Source organism: Pseudomonas sp. P4_C1 (assembly GCF_056402155.1).
This window is the reverse complement of sequence record NZ_JBFUHY010000007.1, coordinates 100,451-114,773: the sequence shown is the minus strand read 5'-3', so window position 1 is coordinate 114,773 and position 14,323 is coordinate 100,451. Positions and strand designations below refer to the sequence as shown.

Genomic DNA, 14,323 nt, shown 5'->3' with positions numbered 1-14,323 from the left:
CGCGCCTAATTACTCGAACCAGTGGGCTCGGGCGGCCATGATCAACTTGCCGGCACGATCATCGTCAATGCCGTCGATGTCGAGCAGGTCGTCAATAGACTGCTCGGCCAGGTCTTCGCGGGTAATTACGCCGCGCACCGCCAGTTCCATCGCCAAATCCTTGTCCATACCCTCAAGCGAGAGCAGGTCTTCGGCCGGATGGGCGTCTGCCAGCTTTTCCTCAGTAGCGATGGCTTTAGTCAACAAGCGATCCTTGGCCCGAGCGCGAAGCTCGTTGACGGTGTCTTCGTCAAAGCCGTCGATGTTGAGCATTTCTTCCAACGGTACGTAGGCAATCTCTTCCAGGCTGGTAAAGCCTTCGTCCACCAGCACCTGCGCCAGATCTTCGTCGACTTCCAGCTCGTCGATGAAGTTGCGCAGGATATCGCCGGTTTCCGCTTGCTGTTTAGCCTGGATGTCCGATTCGGTCATCACGTTCAGGGTCCAGCCAGTCAACTGGCTAGCCAGACGCACGTTCTGACCACCGCGACCGATGGCCTGAGCCAGATTGTCTGCGCCAACGGCGATGTCCATTGCATGGGCATCTTCGTCAACGATAATTGCCGCAACCTCGGCCGGGGACATGGCGTTGATCACGAACTGAGCCGGGTTGTCGTCCCACAGAACGATGTCAACACGCTCACCGCCCAACTCACCCGACACTGCCTGGACGCGCGAACCGCGCATACCGATGCAAGCGCCCTGCGGGTCGATGCGTTTGTCCTTGGAGCGAACGGCGATCTTGGCACGCGAACCCGGATCACGGGACGCAGCCATCACTTCGATCAGGCCTTCGGCAATTTCCGGCACTTCGATGCGGAACAACTCGATCAGCATTTCCGGCGCGGTGCGCGACAGGATCAACTGCGGGCCGCGGTTCTCGGTGCGGATTTCCTTGAGCAGCGCACGCAGACGCACGCCAACCCGGAAAGTTTCGCGAGAAATGATGTCTTCACGAGCCAGCAACGCTTCAGCGTTGTTGCCCAGATCAACGATCACGTTGTCGCGGGTGACTTTTTTCACGGTGCCGGAGATGATTTCACCCAGGCGCTCGCGATAAGCGTCAACCACCTGAGCGCGCTCGGCTTCGCGAACTTTCTGCACAATGACTTGCTTGGCAGTCTGTGCAGCGATGCGGCCGAACTCGATGGACTCGATTTTCTCTTCTACGACATCACCGACCTTGGCGCCAGGATGCGTTTCGGCAACCTTGCTCGGCCAGGTTTCGATGGCCGGATCGTCCAGGTCTGCTTCTTCGACGACCGTCCAGCGACGGAATGTCTCGTATGCACCCGTGTGGCGATTGATTTCCACACGCAGATCAACTTCGTCTTCGAAACGCTTTTTGGTAGCAGTGGCCAGAGCCAGCTCCAGCGCTTCAAAAATAACGTTTGCCGGTACGCCCTTTTCATTGGATACCGACTCAACAACCAGCAGTACTTCTTTGCTCATCGTACGCCTCGCCTTTCGCAAGCCATTGGATCCGCGGGATCCGCAGTATCTGGCACGCCTCAGTCAAAACTGGGAATAATGTTGGCCTTGTCGATCATATCGATCGGCAACAGGAACTCGTGGTCTTCTACCTGCACCACGACATCCTGCTCTTCTACGCCGCGCAGAAGGCCCTGAAAGTTGCGTCGTCCTTCAAAAGGCGAGCGCAGCTTGATCTTCACTTGTTCACCGGCAAATTTTGCAAACTGCTCAAGAGTGAACAGCGGGCGTTCCATGCCAGGCGAGGAAACTTCAAGGGTGTATTCAACGGAAATTGGATCTTCAACATCCAGCACACCGCTGATCTGACGGCTGACGATGGCGCAATCGTCCACCAGCACGCCGCCTTCTTTATCGATATAAACGCGCAACATCGAGTGACGACCCTGAGCCGAAAACTCGATACCCCAGCATTCATAGCCTAGGGCCACGACCACCGGGGCCAGCAAGGCCTGCAACTCTTCTAGCTTGCTCGACACCTGAACCCCCTAGTGCATGTATGTGCATGCTATGCAAAATAAAAAAATGGGCGAAACGCCCATCCTTGAAACGCCGTCGAACAGCGGCGTTGAAAGTGTCCAGCTAACAAAAAGCCCCTTAAAAGGGGCTCCTTAAACTGGTTGCGGGGGCCGGATTTGAACCGACGACCTTCGGGTTATGAGCCCGACGAGCTACCAGACTGCTCCACCCCGCGACAAAGCTGGGGCGGAAGTATACGACCGATCCCCTACAGGGTCAATGTAACCTTCCACCTGCAAGAAAGCCCGCAACAGCGGGCTCTCCTGACTAATTGGTACCGAGAAGGGGACTCGAACCCCTACACCCTATGGGCACAACCACCTCAAGGTTGCGTGTCTACCAATTCCACCACCTCGGCAATACTACGTTTGAAACCCTTCTTACTTCTGCTCTTGAGCTGGAGGCACGTCAGTCGCTGGAGTAGCCGACTTTTGCTCTTGAAGCACCGGGACATCATCAGAAGCCGGTTGTTGCTTTGGAACTTCCAGTACCGCTGGATTTGGGAGACCTACTTGAGTCAGCTGGTGAGCCTTCTCTTTAGCAAAGTAACCTAACCCCAAGCTGGTTATGAAAAAACCTGCGGCAAGTATAGCAGTAAACTTACTAAGAAAGGTAGAGGAACCTTGGCTTCCGAACACAGTATTTGAAGCACCTGCTCCGAAAGACGCGCCAGCATCCGCACCTTTACCCTGCTGCAGCAAAACCAGAGCTACTACGCCCAATGCACCCAGCAGATGAAAAACGACTACGACTGTTTCCAGCATTTTTTCAGTTTCCCGCGGCGCGACAAATCGCACCGAACTCATCTGCATTCAGGGAAGCCCCACCAATGAGACCCCCATCGATATCCGGCATGCCGAACAGTTCGACCGCATTGGCCGCCTTCACGCTGCCGCCGTATAGAAGCCGCACACCTTGTGCGACCTCAGAATTCTCTGCCGCCAACTGGGCGCGAATGGCTGCGTGCACATCCTGCGCCTGTTGTGGCGTTGCAGTCAGCCCGGTGCCAATGGCCCAGACCGGCTCGTAAGCGATCACTGCCTTGGCAAAGGCACCGACACCCAGCTCCTCAATGATACTGCCCAGCTGATGCGAGACAACCTCAAGAGTCTTTCCGGCTTCACGCTGCTCAAGGGTTTCCCCTATGCACAACACCGGAATCAAGCCACATGCCTGTGCCGCTGCGAACTTGCGGATCAGCATTGCGTCCTGCTCGCCCATAATCTGGCGGCGCTCGGAGTGCCCGACAAGCACCAGGGAACAACCTGCATCCACCAACTGACTCGGTGCAACTTCACCGGTCAACGCACCTTGCCCGGATTCCACCGCAGAATTCTGCGCGCCGACCGAAATCGACTTTCCTTCCAGGCCATCAATCACTTGATTGATATGCAGGCAAGGCGGGAATACCGCGACATCAACATCGCTCGGCAAGGCCAAGTCACGAAGGCCGTTGATCAGCTCAGCGACGCTGGCGCGGGTACCGTGCATCTTCCAGTTACCAGCTACCATAGGGCGACGCATGCTGTACCTCGTCGGTCAAAGTGGGCGCAGATGTTACCCAACACAATCATGGCTGGCAAGCCGAATTCAGGCAGAAACTTCAGTAACCAGTTTTGCCAGCTCTTCGGCATAGCTACGAACCTGCGTTTCGTCCTCGCCTTCGACCATCACACGCACCAGTGGTTCGGTTCCGGACTTGCGCAACAGCACACGCCCCCGACCCGCCATCGCCTTGGTCACACGCTCGCTGGCCTCCTTGACCGACGGATGGTCGAGAGGGTTTGCGCCGCCGCCGAAGCGAACGTTGATCAGCACCTGAGGGCATTTGCGCAGCGCCTGACGCGCTTCAGCCAAACCTTGCGCACGGGCTTTCAACGCCTTCAGCACCTGCAACGCGGCGATAATCGCATCACCAGTGGTGGTGTAATTGAAGCAAACGATATGACCCGAATTTTCGCCACCGACCAGCCAGTTGCGCTCCAGCAGATCAGCAATCACATAACGATCACCAACATTGGCGCGAACAAATGGAATCGCCAGGTCGGCCAAGGCCAACTCCAATCCCAGGTTGCTCATCAGCGTACCGACTACACCACCTTGCAGCTTGTCTCGCTCATGCAGGTCGCGAGCAATGATGAACAGCAACTCATCACCATCGACGATGGCCCCCGTGTGATCCACCATCAACACCCGGTCACCATCACCATCGAAGGCGATACCCAGATCGGCGTGCTCAGCCAGCACAGCGGCCTGCAGTTGCCCCATATGGGTCGAGCCGCAGTTGTCATTGATATTCAAACCATTGGGCTGCGCGGACAAGACCACGACTTCGGCACCCAACTCACGAAACACACTCGGCGCCACTTTATAGGTCGCACCATGGGCGCAGTCGATCACAATCTTGAGGCCGGTAAAGCTGGTACCGGTCGGCACACTGCTCTTGCAGAATTCGATATACCGACCCGACGCGTCATTGATTCGCGACACTTTGCCGATCTTGCTCGACTCCACCACAGTCATTGGAGTGTCGAGCAACTCTTCGATCATATGCTCGACTTCATCCGGCAGCTTGGTGCCTTTGCCGGAGAAGAACTTGATGCCATTGTCATCATGCGGATTGTGCGACGCACTGATCACGATGCCAGCTTCGGCATGAAAGGTGCGCGTCAGATAGGCAATGGCCGGGGTCGGCATAGGCCCCAGAAGCATCACATCAGCACCTGCCGACGTCAGCCCGGCTTCAAGTGCCGATTCAAACATGTAGCCGGAGATCCGGGTGTCCTTGCCTACCAATACCTTGCAGGTGCCCATCTTGCGGAACGCCATACCTGCAGCCCAGCCGAGCTTGAGCATGAAATCAGGAGTGATCGGGTATTCACCGACACGCCCACGAATACCATCGGTGCCAAAATATTTTTTGCTCATAAGTGCTCCATCATTCTTATTCGGCTGATTCCACTGCGGCAATCATCCGCACCACATCCATTGTTTCGGCTACATCATGGACGCGCAATATACGCGCACCTTTCGTCGATGCCAGCGCCGCAAGCGCCAAACCACCATACAATCGGTCCCCCACCGGACGATTCAACGCCTGGCCAATCATGCTCTTTCGCGAAACCCCGACCAACAGGGGCCGCCCCAAGGCATGCAGGGCTTGCATATGTTTGAACAAGCTCAGGTTGTGCTGCAAGGTTTTGGCGAAGCCAAAGCCCGGATCAAGAATGATCCGTTCGGCTGGAATACCCGCCAATGAACACTGATGCATGCGCTCGGCGAGAAACCCACCCACTTCTTTCGTAATGTCCTGGTACTGCGGATTGTCCTGCATATCGCCCGGTTCTCCCAGCATATGCATCAGGCAAACCGGTAGCCCGGTGGCCGCCGCTGCATCCAGGGCGCCATCGCGACGCAACGAACGCACATCATTGATCAACCCGGCACCCAGGCGCGCGGTTTCACGCATGACCGCTGGCGTGGAGGTGTCGACCGAGATGATGACGTCCAGCTCGCGGCTGATGCGCTCGACAATGGGCGCTACGCGCTCCAGCTCCTCCAGTGGCGACACCGCCCTGGCACCAGGACGGGTGGACTCGCCGCCGACATCGATCAACGTCGCGCCGGCCGCCACCATGGCTTCGGCGTGACGCATTGCCGCGTCGAGCTGGCTGTATTGGCCACCATCGGAGAAAGAATCAGGAGTGACATTGAGAATACCCATGACATGTGTCTGGGCCAAATCAAGAACCCGGTTGCCGCAAGGCAACCGGGTCGAGGACTGAACAGAAGTCATTTCAAACCTTATACGTCAGCAGCAGGACCGCCGATCGGTGTTTCCGGACGCTCATCCTGCACCACCGGAGGGGTGCCGGAAGTACCCGTGCCACCCGACCAGTCGCGTGGCTCGCGAGGTGTACGCCCCGCCATGATGTCGTCGATCTGCTCGGCATCGATCGTTTCGTACTTCATCAAGGCATCGGCCATCGCATCGAGCTTGTCACGGTTGTCCGTGAGGATCTGCTTCGCCGTGCCGTAGCACTGATCGATGATGCTGCGTACTTCAGAGTCGATCAGCTTGGCTGTATCACCAGAGAAGCTTGCATTCTGACCGCCACCGCCGCGCCCAAGGAACACTTCACCCTCTTCTTCGGCATACATCAACGGCCCGAGTTTCTCCGAAAGTCCCCACTTGGTCACCATGTTCCGCGCAATCTGGCTGGCGCGCATGATGTCGTTGGAAGCACCGGTGGTCACGCCATCGAAGCCCAGAGTCATTTCTTCAGCGATACGACCGCCGTACAGCGAGCAGATCTGGCTGATCAACGCACGCTTGGACAGGCTGTAACGATCTTCTTCCGGCAGGAACATGGTCACACCCAGCGCACGACCGCGCGGAATGATCGACACCTTGTACACCGGATCATGCTCAGGCACGACACGACCCACGATGGCGTGGCCCGCTTCGTGATAAGCCGTGTTCTGTTTTTCCTTCTCGGACATGACCATGGATTTGCGCTCGGCGCCCATCATGATCTTGTCTTTCGCCAGTTCGAATTCTTTCATCTCGACGATGCGCTTGCCGGCCCGGGCAGCGAACAACGATGCCTCGTTCACCAGGTTGGCCAAGTCAGCACCAGAGAACCCTGGAGTACCACGAGCGATCACGGCCGGGGCAACGTCGTCGCCCATCGGCACTTTGCGCATGTGAACCTTGAGAATCTGTTCGCGACCACGGATGTCCGGCAGACCGACCACAACCTGACGGTCGAAACGGCCTGGACGCAGCAACGCAGGATCCAGTACATCAGGACGGTTGGTTGCGGCGATCACGATGATGCCGTCATTCATTTCAAAGCCATCCATCTCCACCAGCAATTGGTTGAGAGTCTGCTCGCGCTCGTCGTGACCACCACCCATGCCAGCACCACGATGGCGACCGACCGCATCGATTTCGTCGATGAAGATGATGCATGGAGCGTGTTTCTTGGCCTGTTCGAACATATCGCGAACACGGCTGGCACCAACACCGACGAACATTTCGACGAAGTCGGAACCGGAAATGGTGAAGAACGGTACTTTGGCTTCGCCGGCGATGGCCTTGGCCAGCAAGGTTTTACCGGTACCCGGAGGACCGACCATCAGCACGCCGCGAGGAATGCGGCCACCCAGGCGCTGGAACTTGCCCGGATCGCGCAGGAACTCGACCAGCTCACCGACTTCTTCCTTGGCTTCGTCGCAACCGGCAACGTCAGCCAGGGTTGTTTTCACCTGATCCTCGGAGAGCAGACGCGCCTTGCTTTTACCGAAGCTCATCGGCCCGCCCTTGCCACCGGCACCGCCCTGCATCTGCCGCATGAAGAACATGAACACGGCGATAATCACGAGGATCGGGAAGCTGGCAACCAGAAGCTGAGTCCAGATGCTTTGCTGTTCAGGCTGCTTGCCTTCGACCACGACGTGGTTATCCACCAGGTCGCCGATCAGGCCGTTGTCCTGGATCGCCGGGCGAATGGTCTTGAAGCTGTCGCCATCGTTGCGCTTGCCGGTAATCACGTAGCCATCAACCGCCACGCGTTCGACCTTGCCATCCTTGACCTGCTGGATGAAGTCGGAATAGTTGAGGGTCTGTGGCTCGTTAGGGCTGGAGAAGTTGTTCATCACCGTCACCAGGACAGCCGCGATGATCAACCACAGGATCAGATTCTTTGCCATATCGTTCAATTAACTACCCTCTGAAGCAAGCTCCGCTACTGACGCGCGCTTCGCATGATATTCACCGGCCTAACTTACTACATTACCTACGACTTGGCAGGCGTCGTCTGTAACCCTTTGTGAAACACTTCCTACACAATATTCGCTAATTCTGACAAGGCGTAATACAAAAATCCTATCGCCCCGATCAAAAATTCACTCAACCCTCACTGCGTCCGCGGAAACCGCGGCCCAGCAGGTACTGCTCGCGAGAACGGTCGCGCGACGAGGTCGGCTTGCGCATCTGCACCTTCTCGAACTGCTGGCGAACGCTCTTGTGGAACTCGTCGAAGCCTTCGCCCTGGAAGATTTTGATCAAAAAATCACCACCGGGCTTGAGCACCCGCGTCGAAAGATCCAGTGCCAACTCGCACAGGAACATCGCTCGCGGCATGTCCACGGCCGGTAATCCACTCATATTGGGGGCCATGTCGGAAATCACAAGGTCTACGTCTTTATTTCCGACGGCCTCGAGGATCTGAGCCAGCACGGCATCCTCGGTAAAGTCGCCCTGAATGAAGGTCACGTCCGGAATGCTGTCCATTTCCAGAATGTCAGAAGCGATCAGTGTCCCCTGCCCACCAATCAGACGACTGGTCACCTGGGACCACCCACCGGGGGCCGCACCAAGGTCGATTACGCTCATGCCCGGACGGATCAGACGATCCTTTTCCTGGATCTCCAGCAGTTTGTAGCTGGCGCGGGAGCGGTACCCGTCTTTTTGTGCCATTTTGACGAATGGGTCGTTGAAATGTTCTTTCAGCCAGTTAAGGCTTGTCTTGGAACGGGCCACGGGATACCTCGGAAATAAAACGGGTCGTGATTAACTGGGCGGTCCCGGACTCGCTCGGGTAAACTGGCCGCCGCTTTTTACAAGATCAGACGCAGGGGTCAGATTATGCCGCTCACTCAAGAGCAGAAGAAACAGTACAAATCCATTGGCCATCATCTGAAACCAGTATTGATTGTGGCAGACAATGGTTTGACTGAAGGTGTGTTAGCCGAACTCGAACGCGCTTTGGCGGATCACGAGCTGATCAAGATCAAGCTCAACATCCTCGATCGCGAATCGCGCCTGGCGTCCATTGCAGAGCTCTGCAAGGTCGGCAAAGCGGATCTGGTTCAGGTCATCGGCAAGATGGCACTGATCTACCGCAAGAACTTCAGCGTCAACAAGCAACTGTCGAACGTCCATCGCTTCAAGTGATGGCAAGGGTCAAGGGTGTGCTTCGCGCACCCTGCCGCTCCACCCGCGAAAATCCCGCCATAGACTGACAGGGCCCTCGGCCTTAATCAGCACCAAAGCCTGAAAAATCACGCACGCTGCGGCAAGTCCCGCCATCGGCGCCTTCAGCATGACTGCAATTTCGTCGATCAGCAGCGGTGCCAGGCCCATTCGACCCAGCACCGGCAACAGACCAGTTTGCAACAGCCACAAGCCGCCGACCTACAACATCCGGGTCAGCTGCCAAAGCATGGCGCCCGTACGAAACGGGCGCCGGCCTTCAGATGTGGCGAACTTCGACGATCTCGTACTCGATAACGCCGCCAGGCGTTTTCACGGCGACCACATCACCCTCTTCCTTGGCAATCAAGGCGCGGGCCAGTGGCGAACCAACAGAGATTTTGCCCAATTTGAAGTCAGCCTCATCCTCACCAACGATGTGATAGGTGACGCGCTCGTCAGTTTCGACGTTGGCGATTTCAACAGTGGTGCCGAAAATCACTTTGCCAGTATGAGGAATGGTCGTGACATCAATGATGACCTGATTCTGAATCCGGCCCTCGATGTCACGGATCCGCGCCTCGACCATACCCTGCTGCTCGCGGGCAGCGTGGTATTCGGCGTTTTCCTTCAAGTCACCCAACTCGCGGGCCGTACCGATGTCCTGGCTGAGCTTCGGACGAACGACCTTGGTCAGGTGAGTGTGCTCTTCTTCCAGGGCGCGAGCGCCCTGAACGGTCATTGGGTACTTCGTTATGCTCATGCCTTCAATCCTGCGTGTAGATCCTGCAAGCGGCGCACGGTCTTCTCGGGACCGAACTTCAGCGCTTCACAGATGGCTTCGCCAGCAGCAATGGTGGTGGTGCAGTAAATCTTGTGCTGCAGGGCATTACGACGAATGGAGTACGAATCAGCGATCGACTGACGACCTTCGGTGGTGTTGATGATCAGGGTGACTTCGTCATTCTTGATCATGTCGACCACGTGTGGACGACCCTCGGTCACCTTGTTCACACGGCGCACTTTCAGGCCTGCAGCCTCGATCAGCTTGGCAGTACCGGCAGTGGCAACCACTTCGAAGCCCAAGTTGATCAGATCACGGGCCACGCCCGCAACCAGTGGCTTGTCGTCGTCACGTACGCTGATGAACGCAGTACCGCCAGTCGGCAACACTTCGCTGGCACCCATCTGGGCCTTGGCGAACGCTTCACCGAAGGTGTCGCCCACGCCCATCACTTCACCGGTGGACTTCATCTCTGGGCCGAGGATCGGGTCAACGCCAGGGAATTTGGCGAACGGGAACACCGCCTCTTTCACGCTGTAGAAGTTCGGGATGATTTCCTTGGTGAAGCCGATTTCCTTCAAGGTCTTACCCGCCATGACGCGAGCCGCGATCATTGCCAGGGAAACACCGATGCACTTGGACACGAACGGTACGGTACGGGAAGCGCGCGGGTTGACTTCGATGACGTAGATGTCGTCGCCTTGCAGCGCCAACTGAACGTTCATCAGGCCGACCACGCCCAGCTCCAGGGCCATTTTCTTGACCTGTTCGCGCATCTCGTCCTGGATGTGCGCAGGCAGCGAGTACGGCGGCAGCGAGCACGCGGAGTCACCGGAGTGAACACCAGCCTGCTCGATGTGCTGCATGATCGCGCCGATTACCACGTCCTTGCCGTCGCAGACCGCATCCACGTCCATTTCGATGGCGCAGTTGAGGAAGTGGTCCAGCAGCACCGGGCTGTCGTTGGACACTTGAACCGCTTCGCGCAGGTAGCGCTTGAGTTCTTCTTCTTCGTAGACGATTTCCATCGCACGGCCGCCCAGTACATAGGACGGACGCACCACCAGCGGGTAACCGATCTTGCTGGCGGCACGAATCGCTTCGTCTTCGCTGCGCACGGTGGCGTTTGGCGGCTGACGCAGGTTCAGGCGCTGGACCATCTGCTGGAAACGCTCACGGTCTTCGGCACGGTCGATGGCGTCAGGGCTGGTGCCGATGATCGGCACGCCGGCGGCTTCCAGGGCACGCGCCAGTTTCAGCGGGGTCTGGCCACCGTACTGGACGATCACGCCTTTTGGCTTCTCGACGCGGACGATTTCCAGCACGTCTTCCAGGGTCACTGGTTCGAAGTACAGGCGATCGGAAGTGTCGTAGTCGGTGGAAACGGTTTCCGGGTTGCAGTTGACCATGATGGTTTCGTAACCGTCATCGCGCAGTGCCAGAGCCGCATGTACACAGCAGTAGTCGAACTCGATACCCTGGCCGATGCGGTTAGGACCACCACCCAGGATCATGATCTTGTCGCGACCCGATGGCGCGGCTTCGCATTCTTCTTCGTACGTCGAGTAGAGGTACGCGGTGTCGGTGGCGAACTCGGCAGCGCAGGTGTCGACGCGCTTGTAGACCGGGAAGATCTCCAGCTTGTGACGGTGAGCGCGCAGGCTCTTCTCGGTCACACCCAGCAACTTGGCCAGGCGCATATCGGAGAAGCCTTTGCGCTTGAGGCGGAACATCAGATCGCGGTCGATGCTGGTCAGACCCAGGGTCTTGACCTTCTCTTCTTCCTTGATCAGGTCTTCCATCTGCACCAGGAACCAAGGATCGATCATGGTCATGCCGAAGATGTCTTCAACGCTCATGCCGGCGCGCATCGCGTCCGCCACGTACCAGATACGCTCGGCACCCGGTACGGTCAGCTCGCGCTTGAGTACGCTCATGCTTTCCGGGTTGGCCAGATCAACCTTCTCGTCCAGACCGCAAACACCGACTTCCAGGCCGCGCAGGGCTTTCTGCAGGGATTCCTGGAAGGTACGGCCGATGGCCATGACTTCACCGACCGACTTCATTTGAGTGGTCAGGCGGGCGTCGGCTTTCGGGAATTTCTCGAAGGCAAAACGCGGCAATTTGGTGACGACGTAGTCGATGGACGGCTCGAAGGACGCCGGGGTCTTGCCACCGGTGATGTCGTTCGACAGTTCGTCGAGGGTGTAACCCACTGCCAGCTTGGCCGCGACCTTGGCGATCGGGAAACCGGTGGCTTTCGAGGCCAGTGCCGACGAACGGGATACCCGTGGGTTCATCTCGATCACGACCATGCGGCCGGTGTTCGGGCAGATACCAAACTGAACGTTGGAACCGCCGGTTTCCACGCCGATCTCGCGCAGTACCGCCAGGGAGGCGTTACGCAGGATCTGGTATTCCTTGTCGGTCAGGGTCTGTGCCGGAGCCACGGTGATCGAGTCACCGGTGTGCACGCCCATCGGGTCGAAGTTTTCGATGGAGCAGACGATGATGCAGTTGTCCTTCTTATCGCGGACAACCTCCATTTCGTATTCTTTCCAGCCGATCAGCGATTCATCGATCAGCAGCTCTTTGGTCGGCGACAGGTCCAGACCACGGGCGCAGATTTCTTCGAACTCTTCACGGTTGTAAGCGATACCGCCACCGGTGCCGCCCATGGTGAAGGACGGACGGATGATGCACGGGAAGCCGAGCTTCTCGAGGACCGCATTGGCCTCTTCCATGCTGTGGGCGATACCGGAACGCGGGCACGCCAGGCCGATGGACTTCATCGCCTTGTCGAAACGCGAACGGTCTTCAGCCTTGTCGATGGTGTCGGCGTTGGCACCGATCATTTCTACGCCGAACTTCTCCAGAACGCCTTCGCGCTCCAGGTCCAGGGCGCAGTTCAGAGCGGTCTGGCCACCCATGGTTGGCAGCAGCGCGTCCGGACGCTCTTTCTCGATGATCTTGGCAACGGTCTGCCACTTGATCGGCTCGATGTAGGTGGCGTCGGCCATGGCCGGGTCGGTCATGATAGTGGCCGGGTTGGAGTTCACCAGGATGACGCGGTAACCCTCTTCGCGCAGGGCTTTGCAGGCCTGGGCGCCGGAGTAGTCGAATTCGCAGGCCTGGCCGATCACGATCGGGCCAGCGCCAAGAATCAGGATGCTTTTAATGTCTGTACGTTTTGGCATGGGTTTGTCACTCAAATCCGCAGGTCAGTCGGCAAGCCGTCTTGTTCAATCTCTGAAGAGTTGAGGGGGCCGCCGGTGCGGGGCCACCCTCAAGCTTTGCTACATCAGGGCGAGCGATCAGCGTCGCTTGGCCATCTCGGTGATGAAGCGATCGAACAATGGCGCTACGTCGTTCGGGCCAGGGCTGGCTTCCGGGTGACCCTGGAAGCTGAAGGCGCTCTTGTCGGTACGCTCGATACCTTGCAGGGTGCCGTCGAACAGCGATTTGTGGATCGCGCGAACGTTGGCTGGCAGGGTCTCTTCGTCTACGGCAAAACCGTGGTTCTGGCTGGTGATCATCACCACGCCGCTGTCCAGGTCCTGGACGGGGTGGTTGGCACCGTGGTGGCCGTGACCCATTTTCAGGGTCTTGGCGCCGGAGGCCAGGGCCAGCAGCTGGTGACCGAGGCAGATACCGAAGACCGGAATCTCGGTTTCCAGCACGTCCTTGATCGCCTGGATCGCGTAGTCGCAAGGCTCCGGATCACCAGGGCCGTTGGACAAGAACACGCCGTCCGGCTTCAGCGCCAGCACATCGGCGGCAGGGGTTTGCGCAGGCACGACAGTCACGCGGCAACCGCGCTCGACCAGCATGCGCAGGATGTTCACCTTGACGCCGTAGTCGTAGGCAACCACGTGGTACGGCAGCTCGGAGGCTTCGATGGTCGCGTGGCTGTCGGTTTTCAGATCCCAGACAGTCGAGCGCCACTCGTAGCTTTCCTTGGTGCTGACGACTTTCGCCAGGTCCATGCCCTTGAGACCAGGGAAACCCTGGGCGGCGGCGATGGCGGCGGCTTCGGAAATGTTGTCGCCGGCCATGATGCAGCCGTTCTGCGCGCCTTTTTCACGCAGGATGCGCGTCAGGCGGCGGGTGTCGATACCGGCGATGGCCACAACATTGTTGGCCTTCAGGTAGTCGGACAGGGACATCGTGTTACGCCAGTTGCTTGCCACCAGTGGCAGGTCACGGATGACCAGGCCGGCAGACCAGACGCGGTTGGACTCGGCGTCTTCCGGCGTGGTGCCGGTGTTGCCGATGTGCGGGTAAGTCAGGGTAACGATCTGTTGGGCGTAGGAAGGATCGGTAAGGATTTCCTGATAGCCGGTCATTGCGGTGTTGAACACCACCTCACCAACGGTTTGACCGTCGGCTCCAATGGCTTCGCCGCGAAAAATGCTGCCATCAGCAAGGGCGAGTATGGCTGGCTTAGTCAAGAAGACCTCCCGTAAATAAAGCCTGAAAGGGCGATCGCAGGTTGTAAAAAAGCGGAGTGA

Annotated in this window: 12 protein-coding genes, 2 tRNA genes and 1 pseudogene; 1 reads left to right on the top strand and 14 read right to left on the bottom strand. The window is 57.9% G+C overall.

The features are described from left to right. Window positions 1-9 precede the first annotated feature (9 nt). The 10 genes from nusA to rlmE all read right to left on the bottom strand — a co-directional run bounded on the left by nusA (window position 10) and on the right by rlmE (window position 8,596). On the bottom strand, window positions 10-1,491 hold the full coding sequence (gene nusA / locus AC1DU9_RS07520; protein WP_008057419.1) for a transcription termination factor NusA: 1,482 nt from the start codon (window positions 1,489-1,491) through the stop codon (window positions 10-12). Window positions 1,492-1,550: 59 nt separating this feature from the next. Next, window positions 1,551-2,009 (bottom strand): ribosome maturation factor RimP, encoded by a 459-nt coding sequence (gene rimP, locus AC1DU9_RS07515; protein WP_007973115.1) that lies wholly within the window; start codon window positions 2,007-2,009, stop codon window positions 1,551-1,553. 138 nt (window positions 2,010-2,147) lie between these two features. Further along, window positions 2,148-2,224 (bottom strand) — tRNA-Met (locus tag AC1DU9_RS07510). Window positions 2,225-2,321: 97 nt separating this feature from the next. Beyond that, window positions 2,322-2,407, bottom strand: a tRNA-Leu gene (locus tag AC1DU9_RS07505). A 22-nt stretch (window positions 2,408-2,429) separates the two neighbouring features. Continuing rightward, complete coding sequence (secG, locus tag AC1DU9_RS07500) at window positions 2,430-2,813, bottom strand: preprotein translocase subunit SecG (protein WP_017336473.1); 384 nt, start codon at window positions 2,811-2,813, stop codon at window positions 2,430-2,432. A gap of 4 nt (window positions 2,814-2,817) precedes the next feature. Beyond that, window positions 2,818-3,573, bottom strand: a complete 756-nt coding sequence (tpiA, locus tag AC1DU9_RS07495) for a triose-phosphate isomerase (RefSeq protein ID WP_223458595.1) — start codon at window positions 3,571-3,573, stop codon at window positions 2,818-2,820. Between the two features lie 66 nt (window positions 3,574-3,639). Then, window positions 3,640-4,977 (bottom strand): phosphoglucosamine mutase, encoded by a 1,338-nt coding sequence (gene glmM, locus AC1DU9_RS07490; RefSeq protein WP_223458593.1) that lies wholly within the window; start codon window positions 4,975-4,977, stop codon window positions 3,640-3,642. Window positions 4,978-4,993: 16 nt separating this feature from the next. Next, complete coding sequence (folP, locus tag AC1DU9_RS07485) at window positions 4,994-5,845, bottom strand: dihydropteroate synthase (protein ID WP_223458590.1); 852 nt, start codon at window positions 5,843-5,845, stop codon at window positions 4,994-4,996. Between the two features lie 8 nt (window positions 5,846-5,853). Continuing rightward, window positions 5,854-7,764 (bottom strand): ATP-dependent zinc metalloprotease FtsH, encoded by a 1,911-nt coding sequence (gene ftsH / locus AC1DU9_RS07480; RefSeq protein WP_108218138.1) that lies wholly within the window; start codon window positions 7,762-7,764, stop codon window positions 5,854-5,856. A gap of 199 nt (window positions 7,765-7,963) precedes the next feature. After that, complete coding sequence (gene rlmE, locus AC1DU9_RS07475; RefSeq protein WP_223458588.1) at window positions 7,964-8,596, bottom strand: 23S rRNA (uridine(2552)-2'-O)-methyltransferase RlmE; 633 nt, start codon at window positions 8,594-8,596, stop codon at window positions 7,964-7,966. A 105-nt stretch (window positions 8,597-8,701) separates the two neighbouring features. Here rlmE and AC1DU9_RS07470 point away from each other — a divergent pair, with 105 nt between their 5' ends. Next, on the top strand, window positions 8,702-9,010 hold the full coding sequence (locus tag AC1DU9_RS07470; protein ID WP_007942889.1) for a YhbY family RNA-binding protein: 309 nt from the start codon (window positions 8,702-8,704) through the stop codon (window positions 9,008-9,010). A 42-nt stretch (window positions 9,011-9,052) separates the two neighbouring features. On the opposite strand, the pseudogene AC1DU9_RS07465 reads toward AC1DU9_RS07470, so the two are convergent. The 4 genes and pseudogenes from AC1DU9_RS07465 to carA all read right to left on the bottom strand — a co-directional run. Beyond that, a pseudogene (locus tag AC1DU9_RS07465) lies at window positions 9,053-9,280 on the bottom strand (MFS transporter); the annotation flags it as partial. Between the two features lie 28 nt (window positions 9,281-9,308). Beyond that, window positions 9,309-9,785, bottom strand: a complete 477-nt coding sequence (gene greA / locus AC1DU9_RS07460; protein ID WP_034148383.1) for a transcription elongation factor GreA — start codon at window positions 9,783-9,785, stop codon at window positions 9,309-9,311. Window positions 9,786-9,787: 2 nt separating this feature from the next. Then, window positions 9,788-13,009 carry a carbamoyl-phosphate synthase large subunit gene (carB, locus tag AC1DU9_RS07455; protein ID WP_223458586.1) on the bottom strand — a complete coding sequence of 1,074 codons (3,222 nt, stop codon included), beginning with the start codon at window positions 13,007-13,009 and terminating at the stop codon, window positions 9,788-9,790. A gap of 117 nt (window positions 13,010-13,126) precedes the next feature. Continuing rightward, window positions 13,127-14,263, bottom strand: coding sequence for a glutamine-hydrolyzing carbamoyl-phosphate synthase small subunit (gene carA / locus AC1DU9_RS07450; RefSeq protein WP_223458584.1), 1,137 nt, complete (start codon window positions 14,261-14,263; stop codon window positions 13,127-13,129). Between the last annotated feature and the right edge of the window lie 60 nt (window positions 14,264-14,323).